Annotated in this window: 30 protein-coding genes; 7 read left to right on the forward strand and 23 right to left on the reverse strand. The window is 66.6% G+C overall.

Going from position 1 to position 24,568, the window contains the following annotated elements; all coding sequences use genetic code 11:
• Positions 1–62 precede the first annotated feature (62 nt).
• The 3 genes from accC to aroQ are packed head-to-tail and all read right to left on the reverse strand — an operon-like array spanning position 63 to position 2,362.
• Positions 63–1,406, reverse strand: coding sequence for an acetyl-CoA carboxylase biotin carboxylase subunit (gene accC / locus ACFOD4_RS18500; RefSeq protein WP_379598782.1), 1,344 nt, complete (start codon positions 1,404–1,406; stop codon positions 63–65).
• 6 nt (positions 1,407–1,412) lie between these two features.
• On the reverse strand, positions 1,413–1,886 hold the full coding sequence (accB, locus tag ACFOD4_RS18505) for an acetyl-CoA carboxylase biotin carboxyl carrier protein (protein WP_379598784.1): 474 nt from the start codon (positions 1,884–1,886) through the stop codon (positions 1,413–1,415).
• Positions 1,887–1,906: 20 nt separating this feature from the next.
• Positions 1,907–2,362, reverse strand: a complete 456-nt coding sequence (gene aroQ / locus ACFOD4_RS18510; RefSeq protein ID WP_379598786.1) for a type II 3-dehydroquinate dehydratase — start codon at positions 2,360–2,362, stop codon at positions 1,907–1,909.
• Positions 2,363–2,701: 339 nt separating this feature from the next.
• On the opposite strand from aroQ, the gene ACFOD4_RS18515 reads away from it, so the two are divergent.
• From ACFOD4_RS18515 to ACFOD4_RS18525, 4 genes are all read left to right on the forward strand, one after another.
• Entirely contained in the window at positions 2,702–3,562 is an 861-nt protein-coding gene (locus ACFOD4_RS18515; protein ID WP_379598788.1) for a hypothetical protein, read from the forward strand.
• 105 nt (positions 3,563–3,667) lie between these two features.
• Positions 3,668–3,880 (forward strand): sulfur carrier protein ThiS, encoded by a 213-nt coding sequence (gene thiS / locus ACFOD4_RS22115; RefSeq protein WP_456316905.1) that lies wholly within the window; start codon positions 3,668–3,670, stop codon positions 3,878–3,880.
• 4 nt (positions 3,881–3,884) lie between these two features.
• Positions 3,885–4,673, forward strand: coding sequence for a thiazole synthase (locus tag ACFOD4_RS18520; RefSeq protein WP_456316906.1), 789 nt, complete (start codon positions 3,885–3,887; stop codon positions 4,671–4,673).
• A complete protein-coding gene (locus tag ACFOD4_RS18525) occupies positions 4,670–4,936 on the forward strand; it encodes a hypothetical protein (protein ID WP_379598790.1) in 267 nt (88 codons plus the stop codon). Before ACFOD4_RS18520 ends, ACFOD4_RS18525 begins: the two co-directional genes overlap by 4 nt.
• A 33-nt stretch (positions 4,937–4,969) precedes the next feature.
• Here the strand turns inward: ACFOD4_RS18525 and ACFOD4_RS18530 are convergent, their stop codons facing one another.
• A complete protein-coding gene (locus ACFOD4_RS18530) occupies positions 4,970–6,550 on the reverse strand; it encodes a DHA2 family efflux MFS transporter permease subunit (RefSeq protein WP_379598792.1) in 1,581 nt (526 codons plus the stop codon).
• An 11-nt stretch (positions 6,551–6,561) separates the two neighbouring features.
• A complete protein-coding gene (locus tag ACFOD4_RS18535; protein WP_379598794.1) occupies positions 6,562–7,731 on the reverse strand; it encodes an efflux RND transporter periplasmic adaptor subunit in 1,170 nt (389 codons plus the stop codon).
• A gap of 136 nt (positions 7,732–7,867) precedes the next feature.
• Between ACFOD4_RS18535 and ACFOD4_RS18540 the strand changes: the two genes are divergently transcribed.
• The 3 genes from ACFOD4_RS18540 (at position 7,868) to ACFOD4_RS18550 (ending at position 10,573) form a co-directional block, all read left to right on the forward strand.
• Positions 7,868–8,548: a TetR/AcrR family transcriptional regulator gene (locus ACFOD4_RS18540; protein WP_379598796.1), complete on the forward strand. Its 681-nt coding sequence runs from the start codon at positions 7,868–7,870 to the stop codon at positions 8,546–8,548.
• Positions 8,549–8,876: 328 nt separating this feature from the next.
• Positions 8,877–10,007, forward strand: coding sequence for a type III PLP-dependent enzyme (locus ACFOD4_RS18545; RefSeq protein ID WP_379598798.1), 1,131 nt, complete (start codon positions 8,877–8,879; stop codon positions 10,005–10,007).
• A gap of 101 nt (positions 10,008–10,108) precedes the next feature.
• Entirely contained in the window at positions 10,109–10,573 is a 465-nt protein-coding gene (locus ACFOD4_RS18550; protein WP_379598800.1) for an Lrp/AsnC family transcriptional regulator, read from the forward strand.
• A 21-nt stretch (positions 10,574–10,594) separates the two neighbouring features.
• On the opposite strand, the gene arsC is transcribed toward ACFOD4_RS18550, so the two are convergent.
• The 18 genes from arsC to rplF all read right to left on the reverse strand — a co-directional run bounded on the left by arsC (position 10,595) and on the right by rplF (position 24,555).
• Complete coding sequence (gene arsC / locus ACFOD4_RS18555) at positions 10,595–10,942, reverse strand: arsenate reductase (glutaredoxin) (RefSeq protein WP_379598802.1); 348 nt, start codon at positions 10,940–10,942, stop codon at positions 10,595–10,597.
• Positions 10,943–11,004: 62 nt separating this feature from the next.
• Entirely contained in the window at positions 11,005–12,006 is a 1,002-nt protein-coding gene (locus ACFOD4_RS18560) for an ABC transporter ATP-binding protein (RefSeq protein WP_379598804.1), read from the reverse strand.
• Positions 12,003–13,010 (reverse strand): ABC transporter ATP-binding protein, encoded by a 1,008-nt coding sequence (locus tag ACFOD4_RS18565; RefSeq protein ID WP_379598806.1) that lies wholly within the window; start codon positions 13,008–13,010, stop codon positions 12,003–12,005. The genes ACFOD4_RS18560 and ACFOD4_RS18565 overlap by 4 nt, the downstream gene beginning before the upstream one ends.
• A 10-nt stretch (positions 13,011–13,020) precedes the next feature.
• The gene (locus tag ACFOD4_RS18570) at positions 13,021–13,968 is read right to left on the reverse strand and encodes an ABC transporter permease (RefSeq protein ID WP_379598808.1); all 948 of its coding nucleotides are present in this window, start codon (positions 13,966–13,968) and stop codon (positions 13,021–13,023) included.
• 1 nt (position 13,969) lies between these two features.
• On the reverse strand, positions 13,970–14,941 hold the full coding sequence (locus tag ACFOD4_RS18575) for an ABC transporter permease (RefSeq protein ID WP_379598810.1): 972 nt from the start codon (positions 14,939–14,941) through the stop codon (positions 13,970–13,972).
• A 34-nt stretch (positions 14,942–14,975) separates the two neighbouring features.
• The gene (locus tag ACFOD4_RS18580) at positions 14,976–16,571 is read right to left on the reverse strand and encodes an ABC transporter substrate-binding protein (protein WP_379598812.1); all 1,596 of its coding nucleotides are present in this window, start codon (positions 16,569–16,571) and stop codon (positions 14,976–14,978) included.
• Positions 16,572–16,707: 136 nt separating this feature from the next.
• Positions 16,708–17,532 carry an NAD kinase gene (locus ACFOD4_RS18585; protein WP_379598814.1) on the reverse strand — a complete coding sequence of 275 codons (825 nt, stop codon included), beginning with the start codon at positions 17,530–17,532 and terminating at the stop codon, positions 16,708–16,710.
• 142 nt (positions 17,533–17,674) lie between these two features.
• A complete protein-coding gene (gene rplQ / locus ACFOD4_RS18590) occupies positions 17,675–18,100 on the reverse strand; it encodes a 50S ribosomal protein L17 (protein ID WP_379598816.1) in 426 nt (141 codons plus the stop codon).
• A gap of 27 nt (positions 18,101–18,127) precedes the next feature.
• A complete protein-coding gene (locus ACFOD4_RS18595) occupies positions 18,128–19,144 on the reverse strand; it encodes a DNA-directed RNA polymerase subunit alpha (protein ID WP_379598818.1) in 1,017 nt (338 codons plus the stop codon).
• 24 nt (positions 19,145–19,168) lie between these two features.
• Positions 19,169–19,561, reverse strand: a complete 393-nt coding sequence (gene rpsK, locus ACFOD4_RS18600) for a 30S ribosomal protein S11 (RefSeq protein WP_040613074.1) — start codon at positions 19,559–19,561, stop codon at positions 19,169–19,171.
• Between the two features lies 1 nt (position 19,562).
• Complete coding sequence (rpsM, locus tag ACFOD4_RS18605; protein ID WP_379598821.1) at positions 19,563–19,940, reverse strand: 30S ribosomal protein S13; 378 nt, start codon at positions 19,938–19,940, stop codon at positions 19,563–19,565.
• A 213-nt stretch (positions 19,941–20,153) separates the two neighbouring features.
• Positions 20,154–20,801, reverse strand: coding sequence for an adenylate kinase (locus ACFOD4_RS18610; protein WP_379598823.1), 648 nt, complete (start codon positions 20,799–20,801; stop codon positions 20,154–20,156).
• Between the two features lie 39 nt (positions 20,802–20,840).
• Positions 20,841–22,205: a preprotein translocase subunit SecY gene (gene secY / locus ACFOD4_RS18615; protein WP_379598825.1), complete on the reverse strand. Its 1,365-nt coding sequence runs from the start codon at positions 22,203–22,205 to the stop codon at positions 20,841–20,843.
• Positions 22,206–22,341: 136 nt separating this feature from the next.
• The gene (rplO, locus tag ACFOD4_RS18620) at positions 22,342–22,833 is read right to left on the reverse strand and encodes a 50S ribosomal protein L15 (protein ID WP_379598827.1); all 492 of its coding nucleotides are present in this window, start codon (positions 22,831–22,833) and stop codon (positions 22,342–22,344) included.
• 1 nt (position 22,834) lies between these two features.
• Positions 22,835–23,035 (reverse strand): 50S ribosomal protein L30, encoded by a 201-nt coding sequence (gene rpmD, locus ACFOD4_RS18625; protein WP_379598829.1) that lies wholly within the window; start codon positions 23,033–23,035, stop codon positions 22,835–22,837.
• Positions 23,028–23,642 carry a 30S ribosomal protein S5 gene (gene rpsE / locus ACFOD4_RS18630; RefSeq protein ID WP_379598831.1) on the reverse strand — a complete coding sequence of 205 codons (615 nt, stop codon included), beginning with the start codon at positions 23,640–23,642 and terminating at the stop codon, positions 23,028–23,030. The genes rpmD and rpsE overlap by 8 nt, the downstream gene beginning before the upstream one ends.
• A gap of 12 nt (positions 23,643–23,654) precedes the next feature.
• Positions 23,655–24,017: a 50S ribosomal protein L18 gene (rplR, locus tag ACFOD4_RS18635; RefSeq protein ID WP_379598833.1), complete on the reverse strand. Its 363-nt coding sequence runs from the start codon at positions 24,015–24,017 to the stop codon at positions 23,655–23,657.
• Position 24,018: 1 nt separating this feature from the next.
• Positions 24,019–24,555, reverse strand: a complete 537-nt coding sequence (gene rplF, locus ACFOD4_RS18640) for a 50S ribosomal protein L6 (RefSeq protein ID WP_379598835.1) — start codon at positions 24,553–24,555, stop codon at positions 24,019–24,021.
• Positions 24,556–24,568: the final 13 nt, after the last annotated feature.

A 24,568-nucleotide genomic window follows, 5' to 3' on the forward strand; every position in this document is an offset into this window, starting at 1 on the left:
CGTTTAATGAGGGTGGCCGTGGCACGGTTGCCCCGCCCCCTCACCGGCCTGGCAAGCCAGCCTCAGCCACGCAGGCCGACGAAACGCTCCAGCCAGTGGATGGTGTAGTCGCCCGACTGGAATTCCGGGTCCGCCATGATGCGCTGGTGGAGGGGCAAGGTGGTGCGGATGCCGTCCACCACCATCTCCTCCAGAGCGCGGCGCATACGGGCAATGGCCTCCGCCCGTGTCTTGCCGTGCACCACAAGCTTGGCCACCAGGCTGTCGTAATGCGGCGGCACGGAATAGCCGGAATACAGCGCGCTATCGACGCGGACGCCGAGCCCGCCCGGCGCGTGGTAGGTGTTCACCCGTCCCGGGGAAGGCGCGAAGCTTTCCGGATCCTCGGCCGTGATGCGGCACTCAATGGCGTGGCCGCTGAAGGCGATGTCCTCCTGCGCGTAGCCGAGCTTCTCGCCCGCCGCGACGCGGAGCTGCTCCTTCACCAGGTCGATGCCGCAGACCATCTCGGTGACCGGGTGCTCGACCTGCAGGCGGGTGTTCATCTCGATAAAGGCGAACTGGCCGTCCTGCCACAGGAACTCCAGCGTGCCGGCGTTGCGGTAGCCGAGCTTGGACAGCCCTTCCGTCACCTGCCGGCCCAGCGCATCACGCTCGGCGGCGGTCAGCACGGGGGAGCCGGCTTCCTCCACAAGCTTCTGGTGGCGGCGCTGCAGGGAGCAATCGCGCTCGCCGAAATGCACCACGTTGCCATGGGTATCGGCCATCACCTGCAGCTCGATATGCCGCGGCCGGTCCAGGTACTTCTCCATGTACACGGCGTCGTTGCCGAAGGCGGCCTTGGCCTCGGTGCGGGCGACGCGCCAGGCCTCCTCCAGCTCATCGGCGCTGTGCGCCACCTTCATGCCGCGCCCGCCACCGCCGGCGGCGGCCTTGATCAGCACGGGATACTTGATCCGCTCGGCGACCTCGCGCGCTTCCTCCAGACTGGCCAGCTCGCCATCGCTGCCGGCCACCAGCGGCACGTTCAGCGAGGCCATGGCCTGCTTGGCGGCGATCTTGTCGCCCATCATGCGGATATGCTCCGCCGTGGGGCCGATGAAGGTGAAGCCATGGGCCTCCACCATCTCCGCGAAGGAGGCGTTCTCCGACAGGAAGCCGTAGCCGGGATGGATCGCCTCGGCGCCGGTGATGGAGGCGGCCGACAGGATGGCCGCGACGTTCAGGTAGCTGTCGCGCGCGGCAGGCGGGCCGATACAGACACTTTCATCCGCGAGGCGGACATGCATGGCCGTGGCATCGGCGGTGGAGTGCACGGCCACGGTGCGGATGCCCATTTCCTGGCAGGCCCGGTGAACGCGCAACGCGATCTCGCCCCGGTTGGCGATCAGCACCTTCCTGAACATGGGTGCTTACTCGACCACCATCAGCGGCTCGCCATACTCGACCGGCGCGCCACTCTCGATCAGGATGCGCGTGACCGTGCCGGCCTTCGGCGCCTTGATCTGGTTGAAGGTCTTCATCGCCTCGATCAGCAGCAGGGTCTGCCCCGCGGCCACCTTGGCGCCAACCGTCACGAAGGCCGCGGCACCCGGCTCGGGCGCCAGATAGGCGATTCCCACCATGGGCGAGGTCACGGCACCCGGGGTTGAGGCATCCACCTCGGCGGAGGGGGCAGGCACGGCCGCGGCCATGGCCGGCGCCGGTGCCGCGGTCGGGGCGGCAGAAGGCGCGGCGGCATAGGCAACCGGCGCGATGGCAGGCGGGCTGCGGGTCACGCGAACGCGCTGCTCGCCATCGGCCAGCTCGATCTCGGTGAGGTCGGTTTCGCGCAGGATCTGCGCCAGCGCCCGGATCGCGTCCGGGCCGAAGGAAATGCCGCTCATGCCAGTACCTTGTTGGTCCTTCAATCCTGCTCGGCCTGGGCCAGGATGCCCGCGATGCCGCGCAGCGCCAGGGCGTAGCCATGCGGGCCGAGCCCGCAGATCACGCCCTGCGCCGCCTTGGAGACGTAGGACAGGTGCCGGAAGGATTCCCGGCGGTGGATGTTGCTCAGATGCACCTCGACAACCGGCAGATCGGAGGCCAGCAGCGAGTCCATCAGCGCGACGGAGGTATGCGAGTAGCCTGCCGGGTTGATGATGATGCCCGCCGCCAGGCTGCGCGCCTCCTGCACCCAGGAGATCAGCTCGCCCTCGACATTGCTTTGCCGGAAATCGATGGCGAGGTCGAGGGCATCCGCCGTCTCGGCGCAAAGCGCCTCGATGTCGTCCAGCGTTTCCGCCCCGTAGATCTCCGGCTGGCGGGTGCCGAGCAGGTTCAGGTTGGGACCGTTCAAAACGAAGATCAGCGGCGGGTTCAAGGTTGCGTTTCCGTCCTGCCGGGACAACGGCGGTTTCCGTCCATCCGGACGGCGGCGGTAGCACGGGGGGTTTCGCCACCGCAAGCCGCCCCGCCACCTGCGAAGGCGCGCGAACCACCTTGCGCCACCGATGCGCCGGGCCCCAGCGCCGTATCCAGATGCGCAGGCTTGGCGGCGAAGCCGACCGGCGACGACGAGCATCAGGCACCCTCCGCGCCTCCAGGCAATGGTTCGACGCTGTGGGGGCAACCACAGGGTGACACCGCCGCCCTGCCTCCCTAGGTTGCGCCGCAGCGCAGGCTTCCAGCCCGGACCCTGCGTCCGACAATGGAGGCCCCGATGACCGCCCTTGCCCGGCCCGCCCCGCTCTCCCTGCTGCTGGCCCTGTCCCTAGCCGCGCTTGCCGCCTGCAGCCCGAGCTATTCGCCCGATGCCTATTCCGGCCGCGCCGTTCAGCAGGCGAACAAGGTGGAGGCCGGCATCGTGGTGGGGCGCCGGCAGGTCGAGATCCTGGCCGACGGCTCGGCCGGCGGGGTGGCCGGCGCCGCGGCGGGCAGCGTGGCCGGCACGCGGGTCGGCGGTGGCGATATCACCTCGGCCTTTGCCGGCATTGGCGGCGGGCTGGTGGGCGGGCTGCTCGGCACCGCGGCGGAGAAAGGCGTGGGCTCTACGCAGGGCTACGAGTACATCGTGCGCAAACCCAATGGAGATTTGGTTTCCGTCACCCAGCGGGACGAAACGCCACTGGCCATTGGCCAGAAGGTCCTGGTGATCGCCGGCACCCAGGCCCGCATCGTCGCCGACTACACCGTGCCGAACCTGGCCGAGCCTGCCCCCGCCCCGGTGCCTGCGCCCGGCACGGGAACCGTCACCGTGCCGCACGCGGCTCCAGGCCCGGATGAGGTGGCGCGCCCCATCGCCCCAGCCCCGGAGCCGCTGCCGGCGTCGATCCCGCAGGCGGTACCGCATGCCTTGCCCGGCCTTCTGCCCCCAGGCCTTCCGGTGGACTCGCTGCCGGGCGCTGCCGCGCCGCCGCCCGCGGCAGGACCCACCTCCAGCCAGGAGGGCCATCCATCCGCACGCTCGGACATGCCGTCGAACGCCAATGACGCGGCTGCGCCCGAGTCGGCCCCCCCCACAACCCGGCTCACCGATGCGGAGGCCGGCGGAACGTCCGCAGGCCGTTCCCTTATCCCCTGATAACAGGCGATTCGCGCGCCGGAACAAGGCAAGGACGTTTCCTGCCGCCGCGAATGACAACCCTCCCCCTTTCGCATTTCTGTCAGGGGGGCCACATTCCGCGCCATGGCGGACAGCATCGAAATCACGGTCAACGGGGAAACCCGGGTGATCCAGCCGGCGGTCACGGTAGCCCAGCTGCTGGCCAATCTCAGCCTCGACACCCGCAAGGTGGCGGTGGAGCGCAACCTGGAGATCGTGCCGCGCTCGGCCTACGACGCCACGGCCTTGGCTCAGGGCGACCAGCTTGAAATCGTTCATTTCATCGGCGGCGGCTGATCGCGTGTCACACGAACTCCACGAGGATTTCTGGGAGGTCGCCGGGCACCGGTTCCATTCGCGGCTGATTGTCGGCACCGGCCGCTACAAGTCGCTGGAGGAAACGGCGGCCGCCATCAAGGCCAGCGGAGCGGAGATGGTCACGGTTGCGGTGCGTCGCGTGAACCTGTCTGACCGCAATGCACCGATGTTGCAGGATTTCGTCAGCCCCCAGCGTTACACCTACCTGCCCAATACCGCCGGCTGCCACACGGCGCAGGATGCCGTGCGTACCCTGCGGCTGGCGCGAGAGGCCGGTGGCTGGAACCTGGTGAAGCTGGAGGTGTTGGGCCCACCGCCCTTCCTCTATCCAGACATGCCGGCGACCTTCGAGGCGGCCGAGGCCCTGATCAAGGATGGCTTCCAGGTCATGGTCTATTGCGCCGACGATCCGCTGGCGGCGAAGCGGCTGGAGGAGATGGGCTGCGTTGCGGTGATGCCGCTGGGCGCGCCGATCGGCTCCGGCCTTGGCCTGTCCAACCCGTTCATGCTGCATTCCATCATCCGCGAGGCCAAGGTTCCGGTGCTGGTGGATGCCGGCATCGGCACAGCCAGCGAGGCCGCGGCCGCCATGGAGCTGGGCTGCGATGCCGTGCTGCTGAATTCGGCCATCGCCCATGCGCGCGAACCGGTGCGAATGGCCCGCGCCATGAAGGCGGCGGTGGAGGCCGGGCGGCACGCACACCTTGCCGGGCGGATGCCCCGCAACTACGCCGCCGACCCGTCCAGCCCGCTTTCGGGGCTGATCCGGTGAGGCACGCCGCACTCGCACTGCTGCTTCTGGCCGCTTCGGGCCCCGCGGCGCTGGCGCAGTCGCCGCCGCCCGGGCAGGTGACGCATTTCCAGGAGATCGAGCAATCCCTGGAAGCCTTGCTGAATGAGGGCTGGGAAGTCACCGGCATGGCCGGCAACCTCGGCGGCATCGCTTATGTGCTGCGCAAGGAGAACAAGTGGATCACCTGCCAGGTGATCACGCGGCGCGAGGACAGCCGCAGCCGCTGCATGACCATGAACTGAGGCCCGGCAGGGGTGGGAGGCTCGGGCGGAGGCTCAGTGCGCCTCCGCCCCACCCCCGCCCGGCCGTGGACGTCGCAGCAGCAGCACCAACGGCAGGCAAGCCAGGAAGAGCAGCCCCATCACCACCAGCACGTCGTTATAGGCCAGCACCAGCGCCTGCTGCGTCACCATGCCCTTGATGCGGCCGAGCGCCGCCATTTCCGACGCTCCGCCGAGCCGGCCTTCCAGGACGCCCGTCATCCTGGCCAGGTGATCGCTCACCCCCGGGCGAGCCCAATTCAGCTGCTCGGCCAGGTGCAGCCGGTGGGCATAGGAGCGGTCCTGGACCAGGGTGTTGATGCCTGCCAGCCCCACCGCGCCGCCCAGGTTGCGCATCAGGTTGAACAACCCCGCCGCCCCCTTGAGCTGCGCCGGAGGCACCGTGCCCAGCGCCACCTGGTTGATCGGCGCCATGCACAGCATCATGGCGACGCCGCGCAGGCCGAGGCCGAAGGCCATCTGCGGGAAGGCGCTGTCCACGGTGAGCGTCGCCGTGTCCCACATCGCCCAGAAGAACAGCAGCAGCCCCACCGAGATCAGGATGCGCACATCCACCTTGTTCAGCAGCCGCCCCACCAGCGGGGCGGTGAAGAACATGCACAGGCCGGTGATAAACATCACCTCGCCGATCTGCAGCGAGTTGTAGTCGCGCACCCGCCCCAGGAAGAGCGGAATCAGGTAGACCGAGCCGTACAGCCCGATGCCGAGGATAAAGGCGAACAGGCAGCCGATGGCGAAGTTGCGGTCGCGGAAGGCGCGCAGGTCCACGATCGGCTCCGGCCGGGTCAGCGCCCGCCAGAAGAAGGCGATGCCGGCCACGACGCACAGGGCGCTGAACCAGCGCACCGCCTCGTCATCCAGCCAGTCCCAGCGCGGCCCCTCCTCCATCACGTATTCCAGACTGCCGAGGAAGCAGGCCATGGCCAGCAGCCCCCACCAGTCGAAATGCTTCAGCAGCCCGTGGTCCGGCTTGTCGATGTCCACCGTGTTCCACACCACCAGGGCGATGACGATGCCCACCGGCACGTTGATCAGGAACAGCCAGTGCCAGGACAGGGCCTGGGTCAGCCAGCCGCCGAGCGTCGGGCCCAGGGTCGGCGCCAGCGTCGCCGTCAGCCCGATGATCACCATGGCCGAGGCGCGCTTCTTTCCCGGGAACAGCATGAAGGACGCGGCGAACACCGTCGGGATCATGGCGCCGCCGATGAAGCCCTGGGCGGCCCGGAACACCACCATGGCGCCCAGGTTCGAGGCCAGGGCGCAGAGCAGCGAGAACACGGTGAAGCCTGTGGCCGAGGCGGTGAACAGCACCCGCGTGGAAAGCAGCCGCGACAGGAAGCCCGAGAGCGGGATCATGACGATCTCCGCGATCAGGTAGGAGGTCTGCACCCAGCTCGCCTCGTCGGGGCTGGCGGCAAGGCCCGCCTGGATCTCGGAGATCGAGGCCGAGACGATCTGGATGTCCAGGATCGCCATGAACATGCCGAACACCATGGCCATGAAGCCGATGCGCGACTTCAGGGTCAGCACCGGCTCCCCAGTCCCGGCGCCCGGCGATGCGGTTGTGGCGCTCACGGCGCGGTTCCCTATCGCAGGCCCAGCGTGGCGGCGGCGGCAGCGAAGATGCCGCGCGGCGCGCCCGGATCGTCGCGCGTATCGACCTCGGCCACCACCGAAAGGCCGGGCCGCAGCCGGGCCACAGCCTCCTGCGGCTGGCCCGGCTCCAGCATCAGCTTGACCGGCACGCGCTGCACGATCTTGGTGAAGTTCCCGGTGGCGTTCTCGGGCGGCAGCAGGCTGAACTCGCTGCCTGTGGCGGGGGCGAAACTGTCCACGCGGGCGTGCAGCGCGTGGCCCGGAATGGCATCCACCGAGATCTCCACCGGTTGGCCCGGCTTTATACGAACCAGCTGCGTTTCCTTGAAGTTCGCGGTGACGAACAGCGCCTCCGGCCGTGGTGCCACGGCGATCAGCTGCTGACCCGGACGCACCCGCTGCCCGAGCTGGGCCGCGCGGTTGCCGGCGATGCCGTCGAAGGGCGCGCGGATCTCGGCATAGCTCAGGGCGATGGCGGCCAGGTCGGCGGCGGCAGCGGCATGGTCGCGCTTCGCCGCGGCCTGGGCAAGCTGCGCCTCCTGCACCGGAATAGCCTGGCGGCGGACGGCCAGCTCTGCCTCGGCGGCAGCCACGGCGGCCTCGCTCTTGCGCTGATCTGCGATGGCCTGATCGTTGGACTGGCGGGAAGACCAGCCACCGCCAACCAGGGACTGGGTGCGCCGGGCATCGGCCGCGGCGCGGACCTGCTCGGCCCTGGCCTGCTCCAACTGCGCATCGGCCGCGCCGATCTGCGCCCTCTGCTGCTCCAGCGTCTGGCGCGCGGTCAGCACCACCGCATCCGCCTCGGCCAGGGCGGCGCGGGACTGCGCCAGCTGCAGCCGCGCGTCGCGGTCGTCCAGCCGCAGCAGCACCTGGCCGCGTGTCACCGGCTGGTTGTCGCCCACGGCGATCTCAACGACGTCGGCTTCGATGCGGGGCGTGAGCACCACGATGTCGCCCTGCACATAGGCATCGTCGGTTTCCGCCAGGAAGCGTCCGGTGTTCCAGTACCAGTTGCCCCCCAACAACAAGCCCGCCAGCACCAGCGGCAACATGAGGCGGAGCAGCCAGCGGCGCAGGGTGCCTGTTTTCGGCTCAGGGGACGGCGGGCTTTGGCGCGCAGCTTCGGCCGCGGCAGAAGGAGAAACGGGAGCGTTCATGGGAGCATTCCTGATACTGAACTGTTCAGTTCAGCAGATGCAGCCGAGTTGCTCCTCCGCGCGTCAGATGTCAAGACTGAACTGAACCGTTCAGTTTTCCATTGCTCCTTCACCGCGGTAGGCTTACTGATTTGTCATGAGTGACGACGATCTTCCTGGCGTATCCCCCAAGCGCCGCGCCATTCTGGAGGGAGCGGCCGCGCTGTTCATGGCGGAGGGCTTCGGTGCCGTCTCCATGGATGCGGTGGCTCGCACTGCCGGCGTGTCAAAGGCCACCCTCTACGCGTATTTCAGTGGCAAGGATGCGTTGTTCGCCGAGATCATCCGCGGCAATTGCCGGCGCATGCAGGCCGCGGCGCCGCCTTCCTTCTCCAGCCATGACCTGCCCCTCGATCGCGCCCTGGTGGAGTTTGGAGAACACTGGCTGAACTTCCTCCTGCAACCGCAGGTGCGCGCGTTGCACCGCATGGTCATCGCCGAATGTGGCCGCATTCCCGAGCTGGCCCGCGCCTTCTACGAGGCTGGGCCTTTGGCCGTGCGGGCCTGGGTGGCGGGATGGCTGGCGGAAGAAGTGTTGCGTGGACGGCTGCGCCCTGGAACCGATCCGGATCTGGCGGCGGAGCAGTTTCTGTCGCTGCTACGGGGCGATCTGTTTCTGCGCGCCACCCTGGGGTTGGAACCGCAGGCGAATCCGGAGGCCGTCAGTGCGCTGGCGCGGCAGGCAGCGGCCGGATTTCTGGCGATCTACGCGGCCATCCGCCCCCTGGCATCGGAGCGGATGGATTCGTCCGAAAACTTGCATCGACACGAAAGCTAACCCGTCATTAACAGATCTCTTCGGGGGTTTTCCGCTGTGCACAACAGCTATGCGGAAAAATCCCGGCCTGTGCAGAAAATCTCCTTTTCACTTCGGGATTGCATCTCTATATGCCCCCGCAGACGCAGTACGCACGTGCCTCTGGCCCCCGGCCGACCCTGATCGGCCAAAGGTTTACGCAACGACGTCAAGCGTTCTGGCAACCCCGGCGAAGGGCACAAGCCCCCATCCGGCCCCTCTTTGGTCGCTGGTTCGTTCGACCGTTTCGTCAACTTGGGGCCGCGCCCTGCCTGGGCCGGTTTCCCGCTCTGGATTGGAGGGTTGTGCGATGACCGAAAAGGTCCTGCGCTTCCTGCGCGATGTCGCCCCGGCAACTCCCTGCCTCGTCGTCGACGTGGATCGGGTCGCGGAGAACTATGGCCGGCTGAAGGCCGCCATGCCGCTGGCCCGCGTGTATTACGCGGTGAAGGCCAACCCTGCCGCGCCGATCCTGAGCCGGCTGGTCGACATGGGCTCCTGCTTCGACGCTGCCTCGATCGAGGAAGTGCGCATGTGCCTGGCGCAGGGCGCCGCGCCGGATGCCATTTCCTTCGGCAATACGGTGAAGAAGGAGAGCGCCATCCGCGAGGCGTACGCCGCTGGCGTTCGCATGTACGCCTTCGACTCGGAGGCCGAGCTGATGAAGCTGGCGCGCTCCGCTCCGGGTGCCAAGGTGTATTGCCGCATCCTGGTCGGCAATCTGGGCGCCGAGTGGCCGCTGTCGAAGAAATTCGGCTGCGAGGTCCAGATGGCGCACGGGCTGATGGTGAAGGCAGCCGAGCTGGGCCTCGACCCCTATGGCATCTCCTTCCATGTGGGCAGCCAGCAGACCCGCACCGACGCCTATGAGATGGCGATCGCCCGTGTGGCCATGCTGTTCTCCTCGCTGAAGGAAGCCGGCATCAAGTTGCGCATGGCGAATCTGGGCGGCGGCTACCCGGTGCGCTACCGCGCCGAGGTGCCAGAGATCGACGATTTCGGCGCCGCCATCATGGGTGCCATGGTGGAGCATTTCGGCAACGCCCTGCCGGAGATCCTGATCGAGCCGGGCCGCTTCCTGGTGGGCGATGCCGGCGTGGTGTCCACCGAGGTGGTGCTGGTGTCCCGCAAGGAAGAAGATGATCCGGTGCGCTGGGTCTATCTGGACATCGGCCGCTTCGGCGGGCTGGCGGAGACAGAGGGCGAGGCCATCAAGTACCGCTTCCGCACCCCGCATGATGGCGGCGCCGAAGGCCCGGTGACCATTGCCGGCCCGACCTGCGACAGCACCGACACGCTGTACGAGAAGTCCAACTATCGCCTGCCCATGGCGCTGGATTGCGGTGACCGTGTCGAGCTGCTTTCCACGGGTGCCTATGTGACCACCTATGCCAGTCAGGGCTTCAACGGCTTCGCGCCCCTGGCCGAGCACTATATCTGACGGACGGGCCGGGGCGCCCCAACCTGCCCGGAAGGGCTGCCCCGGCCATGATGCGCCGAATCCTCGTTCCGCTTTGTCGGCGCGCCGGATAAAGTTGCGCCATGGATGCCATCGACAGGAACATTCTCGTCGCCCTTCAGGATGACGGAGCCGCCGGCCTCGCCGAACTTGCGAAGGTGGCGGGGCTCTCCGTCTCGGCCACGGCCGAGCGCGTCAAGCGCCTGGAGGAGCGGGGCACCATTCGCGGCTGGCGCGCCGACCTCGACCCCGCAGCCATCGGCTGCGCTACCCTGGCCTTCGTCTTTGTGTCGCTGCGGCCTGGCCGCGACGAGAACGCCTTCCGTCTCGCCATGCGTGCCAGCGAGCATGTGCTGGAGTGCCACCACGTCACCGGTGCATGGACCTTTCTGCTGAAGCTGCGTCTGCCGGACCTTTTCGCGCTGGAGCGCTTCGTGGCCGATCAGGTTCGGGGGCTGGAAGGGGTTGAGCGCACCGAGACGATCCTGGCCATTACCTCGGCCAAGGAAACCGCCATCCTGCCGGTGGCGGAAGCGACGGACGAGTAGCGCCGCGCATCCGTGTCCCCATCAGAGAAGGTCGAGCGCCTTCTCCTTCGGCCGGCAGATCGCCGCACCTTTGGGCGTGATCACGATGGGCCGCTCGATCAGGATCGGATGCTGGGCGATGGCATCCAGGATGGCATCCTCCGTTATCCCCGGGTCATCAAGGCCCAGCTCCTCGAACGGCGTGCCCCTTCGCCGCAGGATATCCCGCAGCGTCAGTCCCATTCGCGCCACCAGCGCCTGAAGTTCGTCCCGCCCGGGCGGAGTCTTCAGGTACTCGACGATCTCCGGCTCGATACCCTTTTCCCGCAACAGGGCAAGGGTGCTGCGGGACGTGCCGCAGGCCGGGTTATGCAGGATGGTCACGCTCATCTCTTGTCCGTCCAGCCAGAAAGAAAGGCCGGAAAGGTTTTCCCTTCCCGGCCCTGCCTTGTTCAGGCCGCCTTGTCATTGAGGTGGCAGGCCGATTTGTGCCCGGGCGCCACTTCCTTCAGCGCCGGTCGCTCGATCCTGCAACGCTCGAACGCGTGCGGGCAACGCGGATGGAAATGGCAGCCCGGAGGCGGGTTCAGGGGCGATGGGATTTCGCCCTTGATGCCGGCGAAGCTCTTCTTGCGCGCCTCGATCCGCGGCACCTCGGACAGCAGGGCCTGGGTATAGGGATGGTTGGCGCGGGCGAAGATCTCTTCGGCCGGCGCTTCCTCGACCACGCGGCCCAGATACATGATGACCACGCGGTCGGAGAGGTGCTCGACCACCCCGAGATCGTGGCTGATGAACAGGTAGGTCAGGTCGAGGTCACGCCGCAGATCCATGAACAGGTTCAGGATCTGCGCCTGGATCGACACGTCCAGCGCCGCCACGGCTTCGTCGCAGACGATGAATTCAGGCTGCACGGCCAATGCCCGCGCGATGCCAATGCGCTGGCGCTGCCCGCCTGAGAACTGGTGCGGGTAGCGGCGCTTGAAGGAGGGGTCCAGCCCGGCGCGGCGCATCTGGCCATCGACATAGCTGTCCCATTCGCCGCGCTTGGTCAGCCCGTGCACCAGCGGAGCCTCGCCCACAATGTCGGCCACCCGCATGCGGGGGTTGAGGCTGGCATAGGGGTCCTGGAAGATCATCTGGGTCTGCAGCTTGGCCTGCTTGGCCTCGCGCCCGGACAGTGCCGTCAGGTTCTTGCCGTGCCACAGGATCTCGCCGCCCGAAGCCGGCATGATGCCGGCCACCATGCGGCCCAGCGTGGACTTGCCGCAGCCGGACTCGCCGACCAGCCCGACCACCTCGCCCTTGCGGACGGTCAGGTCGACATTGTCCACCGCGTGGACAATCTCGTCCCTCACGTTCATGCCCAGCTTCTGGGCGAACTTGCCGGCGAAATCGAGCTTCTTGGAGAAGCGCTTGGAGACGCCCTTTAGTTCGATGATCGGGGTGCTCACGCGGCCACTCCCTCAGGCATGTTGTGCGGGAAGAAGCAGCGCGCCTCACGGCCGGGCAGAAGCTGGCCGAAGGGCGGATCCTGCCGGCATTTCTCCTGCGCACGCGGGCAGCGCGCCCGGAAGGCGCAGCCCGCCGGCAGGCTGAGCAGCGAGGGCGTCATGCCCGGGATCGACCGCAATGCCTCGCCCCGCTTGTTGCGCGACGGCACGGAGCCGATCAGGCCGTTGGTGTAGGGATGCAGCGGCGCGTCCAGCGTCGGGCCGACCGGCCCATGCTCGACCACGCGGCCGGCATACATCACCGCGATCTCGTCGGCGAGGCCGGCCACCACCGTCAGGTCGTGCGTCACCCAGATCATCGCCGTGCCGGTCTGGGCACAGAGCTTCTGCACCTCGGCCAGGATCTGCGCCTGGATGGTCACGTCGAGGGCTGTGGTCGGCTCGTCGGCCACGATCAGCTCGGGGCGGTGCAGCAGGGCAATGGCGATCGCCACGCGCTGCCGCATGCCGCCCGAGAACTGGTGCGGATAGCTCTTCAGCCGTTCGTCCGGGGAAGGAATGCCCACCATGCCCAGCGTGTCGCGGGCGCGCTGGCGGGCCTCCTCCTTGCTGACCTTGGTATGCGCCAGCACCGTCTCGATCATCTGCGTGTCGACGCGCAGGACCGGGTTCAGCGTCATCATTGGGTCCTGGAAGATCATGGCGATGCGGTTGCCGCGAAGCTGCCGCATCTCCTCTTCCTTGAGCTTCGCCAGGTCCTGCCCGTGGAACAGGATCTGGCCGCCCACGATGCGGCCCGGCGGGTCGACTAGGCCAAGGATCGAGAACCCGGTGACGGTCTTGCCGGAGCCGGATTCGCCCACCAGCCCCATCACCTTGCCGCGCCCGATGGTGAAGGACACGTCGTCAACGGCCTTCACCACGCCCGCGCGGGTGAAGAAGTGGGTTTGCAGGTTGCGGACCTCGAGGGTCGGGGCGGCGGCGGCAGCAGGGGTGACAGCCATGCCCGGTCCTTTACTTCTTGAGTCGCGGATTGAGCACGTCGCGCAACTGGTCACCCATCAGGTTGATGGACACAATGGTCACCAGCAGGGCAATGCCCGGATAGAAGCTGATCCAGTACTTGCCCGAGAGCATGTACTCGTAGCCGTTGGAGATCAGCAGGCCGAGAGAGGGCTCAGTGATCGGCACGCCGAGGCCGAGGAACGACAGGGTCGCCTCCAGGGCGATGGCGCGGGCGATCTGCATGGTGCCGACCACGATCAGCGGCGGCATGCAGTTCGGCAGCAGGTGGCGGAAGATGACGCGCCAGGTCGGCAGGGCCAGACACTGCGCCGCCTCGATATATTCGCGCCGCCGCTCCACCAGCGCCGTCCCGCGCACAGTGCGGGCATAATAGGCCCATTCGACGATCACCAGCGCCAGCACGACGTTCATCACGCCCTTGCCCAGGAAGGCCAGGATCATCAGCGCCGCGAGGATCGACGGAAAGGAAAGCTGCAGGTCCACCAAGCGCATGAGGATGCTATCGGTACGGCCGCCCGCATAGGCCGCGAGCATGCCGAGCGAGGCGCCGACGGCGCAGGCGATGATGGCCGAGCCCACGCCCACCGTCAGCGAGATGCGCAGCCCGTACATGATGCCGGAGAGCATGTCGCGCCCCTGGTCATCCGTGCCGAGCCAGTAGGTGAAGGTGTCCATCCCGTTCCGGGTGCCCGGCTCCATTCGCCCGTCCAGAATGTCGAGCTGGGCCAGGTCGTACGGGTTCTGCGGCGCAATCCACGGCGCGAAGATGGCGATCAGCGCGATGATCGTGAAGACGATCAGGCCAATCAACGCCAGACGGCTTTCCGCGAACTCGGAGAAGAAGCGGCGCCAGGGCGTCTCCACCTTGGGCGGGCTGGCGGCCGCGGCCGCCTCGGCGGTCGGCGTGTGGCTCTCGGGTGCGGCTGTGCTGCTCATCTTACTTGCTCTCCAGCCGCACGCGGGGATCCAACGCCGAATAGGCGAGGTCGACCACGAGGTTGATGACGATGAACATCAGCACGATCATCATCAGGTAGGCGACGATCACCGGGCGATCGAGCACGTTGATGCTGTCGATGATCAGCTTGCCCATGCCCGGCCAGGCGAAGACGCTTTCCGTCACCACCGAGAAGGCGATGGTGGAGCCGAGTTCCAGCCCGACCACGGTGACCACGGGAATCAGGATGTTCTTGAAGACGTGCACGAAGGTGACGCGGTTGTTGGTCAGCCCCTTGGCGCGGGCGAACTTCACGTAGTCCATCAGCATCGTCTCGCGCACGCCGGCGCGGGTGAGGCGGATCACCAGGCTGATCTTGAACAATGCGAGGTTCAGCGCCGGCATGGCGAGATGGCGCAGCCCGTCCCAGGTCAGGAAGGACCAGCGCAGGCCCAGCACCTCAACCGTCGGGCCGCGGCCCGTGGAGGGCAGCCAACCCAGCTGCACCGCGAACACCATGATCAGCATCAGCCCGACCCAGAAGGTCGGCAGCGAGAAGCCGAGAATGGAACTCGCCATGATCACCTTGGAGCCCGTCGCGTTGGGCTTGAGGCCGGCATAAAGGCCGAGCGGCAGGCCGATCAGCAGCGCGATGAACATGGCGCCAAAGGCCAGTTCCAGCGTCGCCGGCATACGCTGAAGGATCAGCTGCAGCGCCGGCTCGTTGAACACGAAGGATCGGCCAAGGTCGCCGCGCAGCGCGTTCATCAGGAAGGACAGGTATTGCTGCCACAGCGGCAGATCGAGGCCGAGCGCACGGATCGCGCGCTCACGCTCCATCTGGTCGGCATCGGGGGAGATCAGGATCTCCACCGGATCACCGATGGCAAAGACGCCGACAAAGACGATGACCGACATGGCCAGCATCACAAGAACCGACTGCAACAGCCGGCGGAGAAGGTAGACGCTCATGTCAGAGCACCGCCTTTACTGCGCTGGAGGAGAGTTATGGAGCCGCGGCCGGGCGCACATCCTGCGCGCGGGTCAGCTCGTCGGCACGGGAGTCGTGCGCCAAGTTCGGACGCATAGCCCAGAGGTTCTTCTGGATGTGCAGCGGAATGATGCCGACATCGTCCATGGCGATCTTGGTGGCTTCCTGCAGCAGCACCTCGCGCTTGGCGTCGTCCAGCTCGCCCAGGGCGGCTTCCATCTTCGCGTCCATCTCCGGGTTGGAGTAGCGGCCGCGGTTGGAGAAGCCGTAGCCCTTCTCGCGGTTGTAGGTCGCGACAAGCGACCGCAGCGGGTTCGACGCCTCGCCCGAGGAGATGCTCCAGCCCACCAGGAAGGCGGACAGCTCCTGCTTTCCGGCACGGGACACGAAGGTGGTCCAGGGCTGGGCATCCACATTGGTGCGGATGCCGATGCGGGTCCACATCTGGCCGATTGCCTGCACGATGCGGCCATCGTTCATGTAGCGGTCATTGGGGCCGCTCAGCGTGATGCGGAAGCCATCGGGGTAGCCAGCCTCAGCCAGCAGCTTCTTCGCTGCATCCGGATCGGCCTTCGCCGCCTCCATGCCGGGAATGTGGCCGAAGGCGCCGGCGGGCAGGAACTGCGCCGTGGGATTGGCCGCCCCTTCCATCACACGGGCCGCGATGGCCTGGCGGTCGATGGCCATGGACAGGGCGCGGCGCACCCGCACATCCAGCAGCGGGTTCTTGTTGAGCGGCTTGCCGTCATTGCCGGTGATCTGTGGCGACCCCTCGGGGTGCAGGTGGTCGAGCGCCAGGTAGATGACCCTCAGCCCGTCCTTTTCGGCCATCTTCGCGCGCTTGTCGCGGCGCAGGGTCGCGATGTCGCTGGTCGGCACCTGGTCGATGAAGTCGACATCGCCCGCCAGCAGACCGGCGGTGCGGCCGGAATCATTCACCACGATGCGATAGTCGACGGTGGCCCAGGCGGGCTTCTCGCCAAAATAGCTGTCGTTGCGCGCGAGGCTCAGGCGGTCACCCGACCGGAAGTTGACGTACTTGAAGGGGCCCGTGCCGATCGCGACCTTGCCCGAGTTGAAATCTTCGGTGGAAGCGCCCTCATGGGTCTGCTTGTCGAGGATGGCGATCTGCGCCAGGTCGTTCGGCAGAACGGGATAGGGAGTGCGGGTATGAAAGCGCACCGTCAGCGGGTCCACCACCTCCACCCGCTCAATGGCACGAGTATAGATCGCGTAGGAGGACGGGCTATTCGGCACGGTAGGAACGCGTTCGATGGTGAAGGCCACGTCCTCGGCGGTGAAATCATTGCCGTTGTGGAACTTCACACCTTCGCGCAGCTTGAATTCCCAGACCTTGGGTTCAATGGCCTTCCAGGAGACGGCCAGATCCGCCTCCAGCCGCGCCTCGGAGTCGAAGGCCGTCAGGCTGCTGAACAGCATGGTTGCCACGGCGTAATTCGGCGACAGCGCGTGATAGTGCGGATCGAGCGAGGTGACCTGCGCCCCCACCGCCATGGTCAGGTTTTGACTTTGGGCTTCGGCAGGTTTTGCTGCGGCGATGCTCAACGCCGAAACGGCGGCCAGAACGGCCGCCTTGGTCACGATCTTCATCATCCCTGCCCCCGGTATGCGAGTCCTCAGCAGACCCCACAATAACAGATGGCAGCCCCCCTCGCTAGGTTATGGCTTTTTTACGACATCGCACTGGTTGCCGTGGAAACATGACTGGCTCGTCATGTTGATCGCCTTAGACGGTAAACTGCTCGGCAATGATGCGCTCGGATAAGCCATGATCTGGGTCGAACAGCAGGGTCAGCCGCACGTTCCGATCCTCGCGCACCTCCACAGAGCGCACATCCCTTACTTCCACGTAATCCGCCACAGCCGCCACAGGTCGCTTGCCAGGTTCCAGGATCTGGAAGGTGACAAGGGCTTCGGATGGCAGCAGCGCCCCGCGCCAACGCCGTGGACGAAAGGCCGAGATCGGGGTCATAGGCAGCAGGTTCGCGCTTAACGGCACGATGGGCCCGTGCGCAGACAGGTTGTAGGCCGTGCTACCCGCCGGCGTGGACACCAGAATGCCGTCGCAAATCAGTTCCGGGAGCCTTTCCTTGCCATCCACCAGGATGCGGATCTTGGCCGCCTGCCGGGTTTCCCGCAGGAGATTCACATCGTTGATGGCCAGCGCTTCCCGCAGTGCCCCATCGGCTCCCAGCGCGCGCATCCGGAGCGGATGCAGCACCGCGGACTGAGTCACCGCGAGGCGCGCCAGCAGATCCTCTTCGTGGAAAGCGTTCATCAGAAAGCCGACGCTGCCGCAGTTCATGCCGTAGACCGGCAGGTTGCGGCCCAGAAAACGATGCTGGACCTCCAGCATGAAGCCATCCCCGCCCAGGGCCACAACCACGGCCGCTGTCTCCGGCGGCGCGTCGCCGAACAACGCGGCGAACCGTACCCGGGCGCTCTCGGCCACGTCGGTGGGCGCAGCCAGAAAGGCAATGCGGCCACGCAGATCGGCTGGAAGCTCAGGCGTTTCGCCAAAGCCCGCCGATCCAAGCAGGGCGGCAGTCATGAAGAGCGCGTCATGGGGACAGAGCCTTTACTGCGGCAATGCTATCAAGCCGCGCTGGCCGGTGCCCGACAAGGGGCCGCGAACGCAAAAAGGGCGGATGGTGGCCCATCCGCCCTTTGCAAACACTGTTAGCGGAAACGGCTCAGGCCGCGTCCTGCTGCTCCTCGGCCGCTTCCGGCTTCGGGCCGGAATCCTGGCCCTTGGCGGACACGTCGCGCTCCACCAGCTCGATCACGGCCATGTCGGCGGCATCGCCGTAGCGGATGCCGGCCTTCAGCACGCGGGTGTAGCCACCCTGCCGCGCCTTGTAGCGCTCCGCGATGGTGGTGAAGAGCTTATCCACCACCTTGGGGTCCATGATCTGGGCATAGGCCTGGCGGCGGGCATGCAGATCGCCGCGCTTGCCGAGGGTGATGATGCGCTCGACGTACGGGCGCAGCTCCTTCGCCTTCGGCAGGGTCGTGGTGATCTGCTCGTGCTTGATCAGGCTGGTCGCCATATTGCGCAGCATTGCAATACGGTGGGTAGAGGTGACGCCGAGCTTCCGGCCGGCAACCCCGTGACGCATGGGTCTATTCCTTCAGGTGGCCGAAAATCAGAACGGCTCTTCGATCTTCTTCGCGAGGTCCTCGATGTTCTCCGGCGGCCAGCCCGGCACGGTCATGCCGAGCGAGAGGCCCATGGAGGCGAGAACTTCCTTGATCTCATTCAACGACTTGCGTCCGAAGTTCGGAGTGCGGAGCATCTCCTGCTCCGTCTTCTGAACCAGGTCGCCGATGTAGACGATGTTGTCGTTCTTCAGGCAGTTCGCGCTGCGGACCGACAATTCCAGCTCGTCCACCTTGCGCAGCAGGTTGCGGTTGAAGGGCAGGTCGTCCTGCACCTCTTCCACGACGCGCGCGCGCGGCTCATCGAAGTTGATGAAGAGCTGCAGCTGGTCCTGCAGGATGCGGGCCGCCAGAGCCACGGCATCGTCGGGCGCCACCGTGCCGTCGGTCTCCACCGTCAGCACCAGCTTGTCGTAGTCGGTGCGCTGGCCCACGCGGGTCGGCTGCACCTGGTACGCCACGCGGCGAACGGGCGAGTAGATGGCATCCACCGGGATCAGCCCGATCGGGGCGTCTTCCGGACGGTTCTCGGAGGCAGGCACATAGCCCTTGCCCACATCGACGGTCAGCTCCATCGACAGCTTGGCGCCGTCGTCGAGCGTGCAGATGACCAGCTCCGGGTTGGCGATCTCGATGTCGCCGGAAACCTGGATCTGGCCCGCTGTCACCTCGCCGGGACCGGACGCGGTGAGCTGAAGGCGCTTGGCGCCCTCACCCTGCATCCGGACGGCCAGGCGCTTGATGTTGAGCACGATGTCCGTGACGTCCTCGCGGACGCCCTGCAGGCTGCTGAACTCATGCAGCGCGCCGTCGATGCGGATGGCGGTGACGGCCGCACCCTGCAGCGAGGACAGCAACACGCGACGCAGGGCATTGCCCAGCGTCATGCCGAAGCCGCGCTCGAGCGGCTCCGCGACCACCGTCGCAACACGCGAAGGGTCGACCCCGGGCTCGATATCGAGCTTCTCCGGGCGGATCAGGGAACGCCAGTTGCGCTCGAGCACTACGGTTTCTCCTGCAGCCTCGCCTCAGACCCGACGCCGCTTGCGCGGACGGCAGCCATTGTGCGGGATTGGGGTCACGTCCTTGATGGCCGTCACGTAGAAGCCAACAGCCTGCAGCGCGCGCAGGGCGGATTCACGTCCCGAGCCAGGGCCGGACACCATGATCTCCAGCGTCTCCATCCCGTGCTCACGCGCCTTGCGGCCGGCATCTTCCGCAGCGACCTGGGCGGCGTAGGGGGTCGACTTGCGGCTGCCCTTGAAGCCCTGGCTGCCGGCCGAGGACCACGCAATGGCGTTGCCCTGGCTGTCGGTGATGGTGACGATGGTGTTGTTGAAGCTGGCCAGAACATGCGCCACGCCAGACGCGATATTCTTCCGCTCCTTCTTGCGGGGGCGGCCGCTGGGCTGACGGGCCATCTTACTTGGTCACCTTCTTCTTGCCGGCGATCGCGACGGCCTTGCCCTTGCGGGTGCGGGCATTGGTGTGGGTGCGCTGGCCACGGACCGGGAGGCCCTTGCGGTGACGCAGGCCACGGTAGCAGGCCATGTCCATCAGGCGCTTGATGTTCATCGCGTTCTCGCGACGCAGATCGCCTTCGACCCGGTACTCGCGATCGACCAGCTCGCGGATCTTGACGATCTCGTCATCCGTCAGCTGGTTCACGCGGCGATCATCGGGGATGCCGAGCTGCTCGCAGATCACCTTCGCATTCGCCGGACCGATGCCGTAAATGTAGCGGAGGGAAATGAGAACGCGTTTGTTGGTCGGAATGTTCACGCCTGCAATGCGTGCCATTGATTGCCTGCTCCTGGGGCCCGAGGGGCCACCGCTAACTGCCGGCCATCATGCCGGCGGGGAGGTGATCGGCGCGCCCGGACGATATTGATCCGAACACAACCATCGTCGCGGCCGGGGAAGACCCCGCCCGAGAGAAGGCGGGGGTTTAACGACCGATCGGCGAAGGAGTCAAGGGCGGGGAGCCGAAAACACTCCATCCGCCCTCTGGTTTCAGCCTTTCAGAACCGCGTCGATCTGGCGGGCGACCTCATCCATCGAGGCCATACCATCCACCTGGCTGAGCTTGCCCTGTGCCGCATAGTAAGGCAGGAGCGGCGCCGTCTGGCGATGATAGGCCTCAAGCCGCGCAGCCACTGTTTCAGCCTTGTCGTCGGCGCGGCGCGTGAACTCCGTGCTGCCGCAGCTGTCGCAAACACCGGGTGCGGCCGTGGGCTTGAAGCTGTCATGGTAGCCCGCGCCGCACCGGGCGCAGGTGAAGCGACCCGCGATGCGCTCCACCAGGGCGCTGTCATCCACCTTCAGCTCGATAACGTGGTGAAGCTGAAGGCCCTTGTCCCGCAGCATGGCGTCCAACGCTTCGGCCTGCGGCGTGGTGCGGGGAAACCCGTCCAGGATGAAGCCACGCGCCGCATCCGGCTGCGATACCCGATTGGCCAGCATGGCAGTGATCACGGCATCCGGCATCAGGGCGCCGCTCTCCATGATCGCTTTCGCCTGCCGGCCGATCTCGCTGCCGCTCTTCACTTCGGCACGCAGCATGTCGCCGGTGGAGATCTGCGCGATGCCGTGCGCCTCCTCCAGCTTTTTCGCCTGGGTGCCTTTCCCGGCCCCTGGAGGCCCCAGCAAAATCAAATTCATCGACGCATCGTCCCCAGCTTCCGTCCCGCCATCATGGCCTCAGCGCATCCGCGGAGCGCCGCCCCGGCCACCGCCCAGGCGTGCCTTCCGGATCAGCCCCTCATACTGGTGCGCGAACAGATGCGACTGCACCTGGGCCACCGTGTCCATGGTGACCGAAACGATGATCAGAAGGGAAGTGCCACCGAAGTAGAACGGCACGCCGTACTGGCTGATCAGCAGCTCCGGCAGCAAGCAGACCAGGCACATGTACAGGGCGCCTACCGTGGTGAGCCGGGTCAGCACCCGATCCAGGTAGTCGGCTGTGGCTTGCCCCGGGCGGATGCCGGGCACGAAGCCACCATGCTTCTTCAGATTGTCCGCCGTCTCGCCCGGGTTGAACACCACGGCCGTGTAGAAGAAGGCGAAGAAGATGATCAGCGCCACATACAGGCCCATGTAGAGCGGCTGCCCATGGGCCAGGGCGGCAGTGATGCTGGAAAGCCAGCCTTCCTGATTCTGCACCCCCGAGAAACCCGCGAAGGTCGCCGGCAGCAGCAGCAGCGAAGACGCGAAGATGGGGGGGATCACGCCGGCCGTGTTCAGCTTCAGCGGCATATGGGTGTTCTCGCCACCATACATCTTATTGCCGACCTGACGCTTCGGGTATTGGATCGGAATGCGCCGCTGGGCGCGCTCCATGAACACCACGAAGGCGATCACCGCCAGGGCGATGATCAGGAAGGCAATGATGAAGGCAGTGGACAGCGCGCCCGTACGGCCGAGTTCCAGCGTGGCCACCAGAGCAGAAGGCAGGTTGGCCACGATGCCGGCGAAGATGATCAGGCTGATGCCGTTGCCGATGCCCCGCGCCGTGATCTGCTCGCCCAGCCACATCAGGAACATGGTTCCGCCCACCAACGTCACCATGCAGGAAATGCGGAAGAACACGCCGGGATCATACACTGCCGGCCCGAAGCTGCCCTGCATGCTCTCCAGCCCGACCGAAATGCCGTAGGCCTGGAACACCGCGATCAGCACTGTCAGGTAGCGGGTGTACTGGTTCAGCTTCTTCCGGCCGGACTCGCCCTCTTTCTTCAGGGCCTCCAACGACGGCACGGCGGCCGACATGAGCTGGATAATGATGCTGGCCGAGATGTAGGGCATGATGTTCAGCGCGAACACCGTCATGCGCCCCAGCGCACCGCCGGTGAACATGTCGAACATGCCCAGGATGCCGCTGCCGTGCTGGCGCAGGATCTCAGCCATCACGCCGGCATCGACGCCCGGCACCGGAATATAGGTGCCGATACGGTACACGATCAGCGCGGCCAGCGTGAACCAGATGCGCTTCTTGAGCTCGGTGGCTTTGCTGAGCACGCCGAGATTGAGATTGGCCGCGAGCTGTTCGGCGGCGGACGCCATGTTTTCGCCCCTTCAACGTGACTGCGGCGCCGGGGGGCTATTCCCGCGGCGCCGCTGCCAGCCCAGTGATCTCTGCCTAGCCCCCCAAGGGCGGGGGGCGCAAGACTTACGCCCCCGCGAGGAGCGAAGTCCTTTCTCAGGCTTCGGGCTTTTCTTCCTTGGCCGGAGCCAGCACGGTCACGCTGCCACCGGCTGCCTCGACCGCGGAAATCGCCGCCGCGGAAGCGCCGGCCACCGTGATCTTGACCGCGCGCTTGATCTCGCCACGGGCCAGCAGGCGGACGCCCGCGATCTTGGCACCGGTGCGGACCAGGCCCGCAGCCTCCAACGCCGCCTCGTCGATCGCCTGATCGGCCGGCAGCTTGCCGGCCTCGATAGCGGCGTCCAGCGTACCGATGTTGATCGGCGCGTATTCCTTGCGGAACGGATTGACGAAGCCGCGCTTCGGCATGCGCCGGTAGATCGGGAGCTGACCGCCCTCGAACCCGTTCAGCGACACGCCGGTACGCGCCTTCTGGCCCTTGACGCCACGGCCCGAGGTCTTGCCTTTGCCAGAGCCGATGCCACGGCCCACGCGCTTGAACTTCGGGCGGGCGCCCTCGTTGTCGCGCAGCTCGTTGAGCTTCATCTTACTTCTCCGTGGTCTCGCCCACCTGGATCAGGTGCGCGACCTTGCGGATCATGCCGCGCACGGCCGGAGTATCCTCCAGCTCGCGGGAACGGCGGATCTTGTTGAGGCCGAGGCCGATCAGCGTCTCGCGCTGGCCGGGCTTGCGGCCGATGGGCGACGCGATCTGCGTCACCCGAACGGTCTTCTTGGTCTCAGACACCAGCAGCCTCCTGCGCCGCAGGCTCCGCATCCTTGCGCGGGCCCAGCAGGTCGGAAACCTTCTTGCCGCGGCGGGCAGCCACAGCCCGGGGGCTGGTGCAGCGCGTCAGCGCAGCGAAGGTCGCCTTGACCATGTTGTGCGGGTTGGTCGTGCCGGTGCACTTGGCGACCACGTCACCCATGCCCACCGACTCGAACACCGCGCGCATCGGACCGCCCGCGATGATGCCCGTGCCGGCCGGGGCGGCCCGCAGGATGACGCGGCCGGCACCGAACTCGCCGATCACATCATGATGCAGCGTCCGACCCTCGCGCATCGGCACGCGGATCATCGTCTTCTTGGCCTGCTCGGTCGCCTTGCGAATGGCCTCGGGAACTTCGCGCGCCTTGCCGGCGCCCCAGCCCACACGACCCTTCTCATCGCCAACCACCACCAGGGCGGCGAAGGAGAAGCGACGGCCACCCTTCACCACCTTGGCCACGCGGTTGATCGTGACCAGCTTGTCCTTCAGCTCGTCGCCCGGCTCGCGCTCGTTGTTGCGCTCCGGACCCCGGCCGCGGCCGCGGTCGCGATCACCACCGCCGCCGCTCCTCGGTTCACGTGCCATATTCTGTGCTCCTTAGAACGACAGCCCGCCCTCGCGGGCGCCGTCCGCCAGGGCTTTCACCCGGCCGTGATACAGGTAGGGCCCACGATCGAACACGACCTCGGTCACCCCGGCGGCGATGGCGCGCTCGGCCAGCAACTTGCCGATGACCGATGCAGCGCTCTTGTCCGCGCCGGTGGACAGGCCCTCGCGCTGCGCCTTCTCCAGCGAGGACGCCGCGGCAAGGGTGCGCCCCGCCTTGTCGTCGATGATCTGGGCATAGATATGCTTGCCGGAGCGGAAGACCGAAAGACGAGGCCGACCACCGCTCTTGAGCCGCAGCTGGAAGCGCAGGCGCTTGCGACGCCGCTCCTGCAGAATGAGCTTGTTCGCCATCTTACTTCTTCTTCCCCTCCTTCCGGAGGATCACCTCGTCCGTGTACCGCACGCCCTTGCCCTTGTAGGGCTCGGGGCCACGATAGCCGCGGATCTCGGCCGCCACCTGCCCGACCTTCTGCTTATCAATCCCCTCGACCTTGATGGCCGTGGGACGCTCGCAGGAGATCTTGATGCCATCGGGCATCGCGTAGCGGATCTCATGGCTGTAGCCGAGGTTCAGCACCAGTTCCTTGCCCTGGACCGCGGCGCGGTAACCCGTGCCGGTGATCTCCATGGACTTGGAAAAGCCAGTGGACACGCCCGTGACCATGCCGTTGATCAGGCTGCGGGTGGTCCCCCACAGCGTGCGGCTGCGGCGATCCTCGCCGAGCGGCTTCACCATGACCTGGTTGCCCTCGACCTCGACCGAAACGGCCTCGGTCACCACCGGCAGGGACAGCTCGCCGAGCTTGCCCTTGGCGGAAACCACGCCGTCCTTCATCGCGACCGTGACACCAGCGGGAACGGTGACGGGATATTTGCCGACGCGCGACATGAGCTATCCCTCC

It is taken from the genome of Teichococcus globiformis (assembly GCF_042646265.1).
Classification (GTDB): Bacteria; Pseudomonadota; Alphaproteobacteria; order Acetobacterales; family Acetobacteraceae; genus Pseudoroseomonas; species Pseudoroseomonas globiformis.

Bases quoted from the DNA above. Each gene is read 5' to 3' on its own strand.
- accC (WP_379598782.1), bottom strand. From the start codon at position 1,406: ATGTTCAGGAAGGTGCTGATCGCCAACCGGGGCGAGATCGCGTTGCGC.
- accB (WP_379598784.1), bottom strand. From the start codon at position 1,886: ATGAGCGGCATTTCCTTCGGCCCGGACGCGATCCGGGCGCTGGCGCAG.
- ACFOD4_RS18515 (WP_379598788.1), top strand. From the start codon at position 2,702: ATGACCGCCCTTGCCCGGCCCGCCCCGCTCTCCCTGCTGCTGGCCCTG.
- thiS (WP_456316905.1), top strand. From the start codon at position 3,668: ATGGCGGACAGCATCGAAATCACGGTCAACGGGGAAACCCGGGTGATC.
- ACFOD4_RS18535 (WP_379598794.1), bottom strand. From the start codon at position 7,731: ATGAACGCTCCCGTTTCTCCTTCTGCCGCGGCCGAAGCTGCGCGCCAA.
- ACFOD4_RS18540 (WP_379598796.1), top strand. From the start codon at position 7,868: ATGAGTGACGACGATCTTCCTGGCGTATCCCCCAAGCGCCGCGCCATT.
- ACFOD4_RS18545 (WP_379598798.1), top strand. From the start codon at position 8,877: ATGACCGAAAAGGTCCTGCGCTTCCTGCGCGATGTCGCCCCGGCAACT.
- ACFOD4_RS18550 (WP_379598800.1), top strand. From the start codon at position 10,109: ATGGATGCCATCGACAGGAACATTCTCGTCGCCCTTCAGGATGACGGA.
- arsC (WP_379598802.1), bottom strand. From the start codon at position 10,942: ATGAGCGTGACCATCCTGCATAACCCGGCCTGCGGCACGTCCCGCAGC.
- ACFOD4_RS18565 (WP_379598806.1), bottom strand. From the start codon at position 13,010: ATGGCTGTCACCCCTGCTGCCGCCGCCGCCCCGACCCTCGAGGTCCGC.
- ACFOD4_RS18570 (WP_379598808.1), bottom strand. From the start codon at position 13,968: ATGAGCAGCACAGCCGCACCCGAGAGCCACACGCCGACCGCCGAGGCG.
- ACFOD4_RS18575 (WP_379598810.1), bottom strand. From the start codon at position 14,941: ATGAGCGTCTACCTTCTCCGCCGGCTGTTGCAGTCGGTTCTTGTGATG.
- ACFOD4_RS18580 (WP_379598812.1), bottom strand. From the start codon at position 16,571: ATGAAGATCGTGACCAAGGCGGCCGTTCTGGCCGCCGTTTCGGCGTTG.
- ACFOD4_RS18585 (WP_379598814.1), bottom strand. From the start codon at position 17,532: ATGACTGCCGCCCTGCTTGGATCGGCGGGCTTTGGCGAAACGCCTGAG.
- rplQ (WP_379598816.1), bottom strand. From the start codon at position 18,100: ATGCGTCACGGGGTTGCCGGCCGGAAGCTCGGCGTCACCTCTACCCAC.
- rpsK (WP_040613074.1), bottom strand. From the start codon at position 19,561: ATGGCCCGTCAGCCCAGCGGCCGCCCCCGCAAGAAGGAGCGGAAGAAT.
- rpsM (WP_379598821.1), bottom strand. From the start codon at position 19,940: ATGGCACGCATTGCAGGCGTGAACATTCCGACCAACAAACGCGTTCTC.
- ACFOD4_RS18610 (WP_379598823.1), bottom strand. From the start codon at position 20,801: ATGAATTTGATTTTGCTGGGGCCTCCAGGGGCCGGGAAAGGCACCCAG.
- secY (WP_379598825.1), bottom strand. From the start codon at position 22,205: ATGGCGTCCGCCGCCGAACAGCTCGCGGCCAATCTCAATCTCGGCGTG.
- rplO (WP_379598827.1), bottom strand. From the start codon at position 22,833: ATGAAGCTCAACGAGCTGCGCGACAACGAGGGCGCCCGCCCGAAGTTC.
- rpsE (WP_379598831.1), bottom strand. From the start codon at position 23,642: ATGGCACGTGAACCGAGGAGCGGCGGCGGTGGTGATCGCGACCGCGGC.
- rplR (WP_379598833.1), bottom strand. From the start codon at position 24,017: ATGGCGAACAAGCTCATTCTGCAGGAGCGGCGTCGCAAGCGCCTGCGC.
- rplF (WP_379598835.1), bottom strand. From the start codon at position 24,555: ATGTCGCGCGTCGGCAAATATCCCGTCACCGTTCCCGCTGGTGTCACG.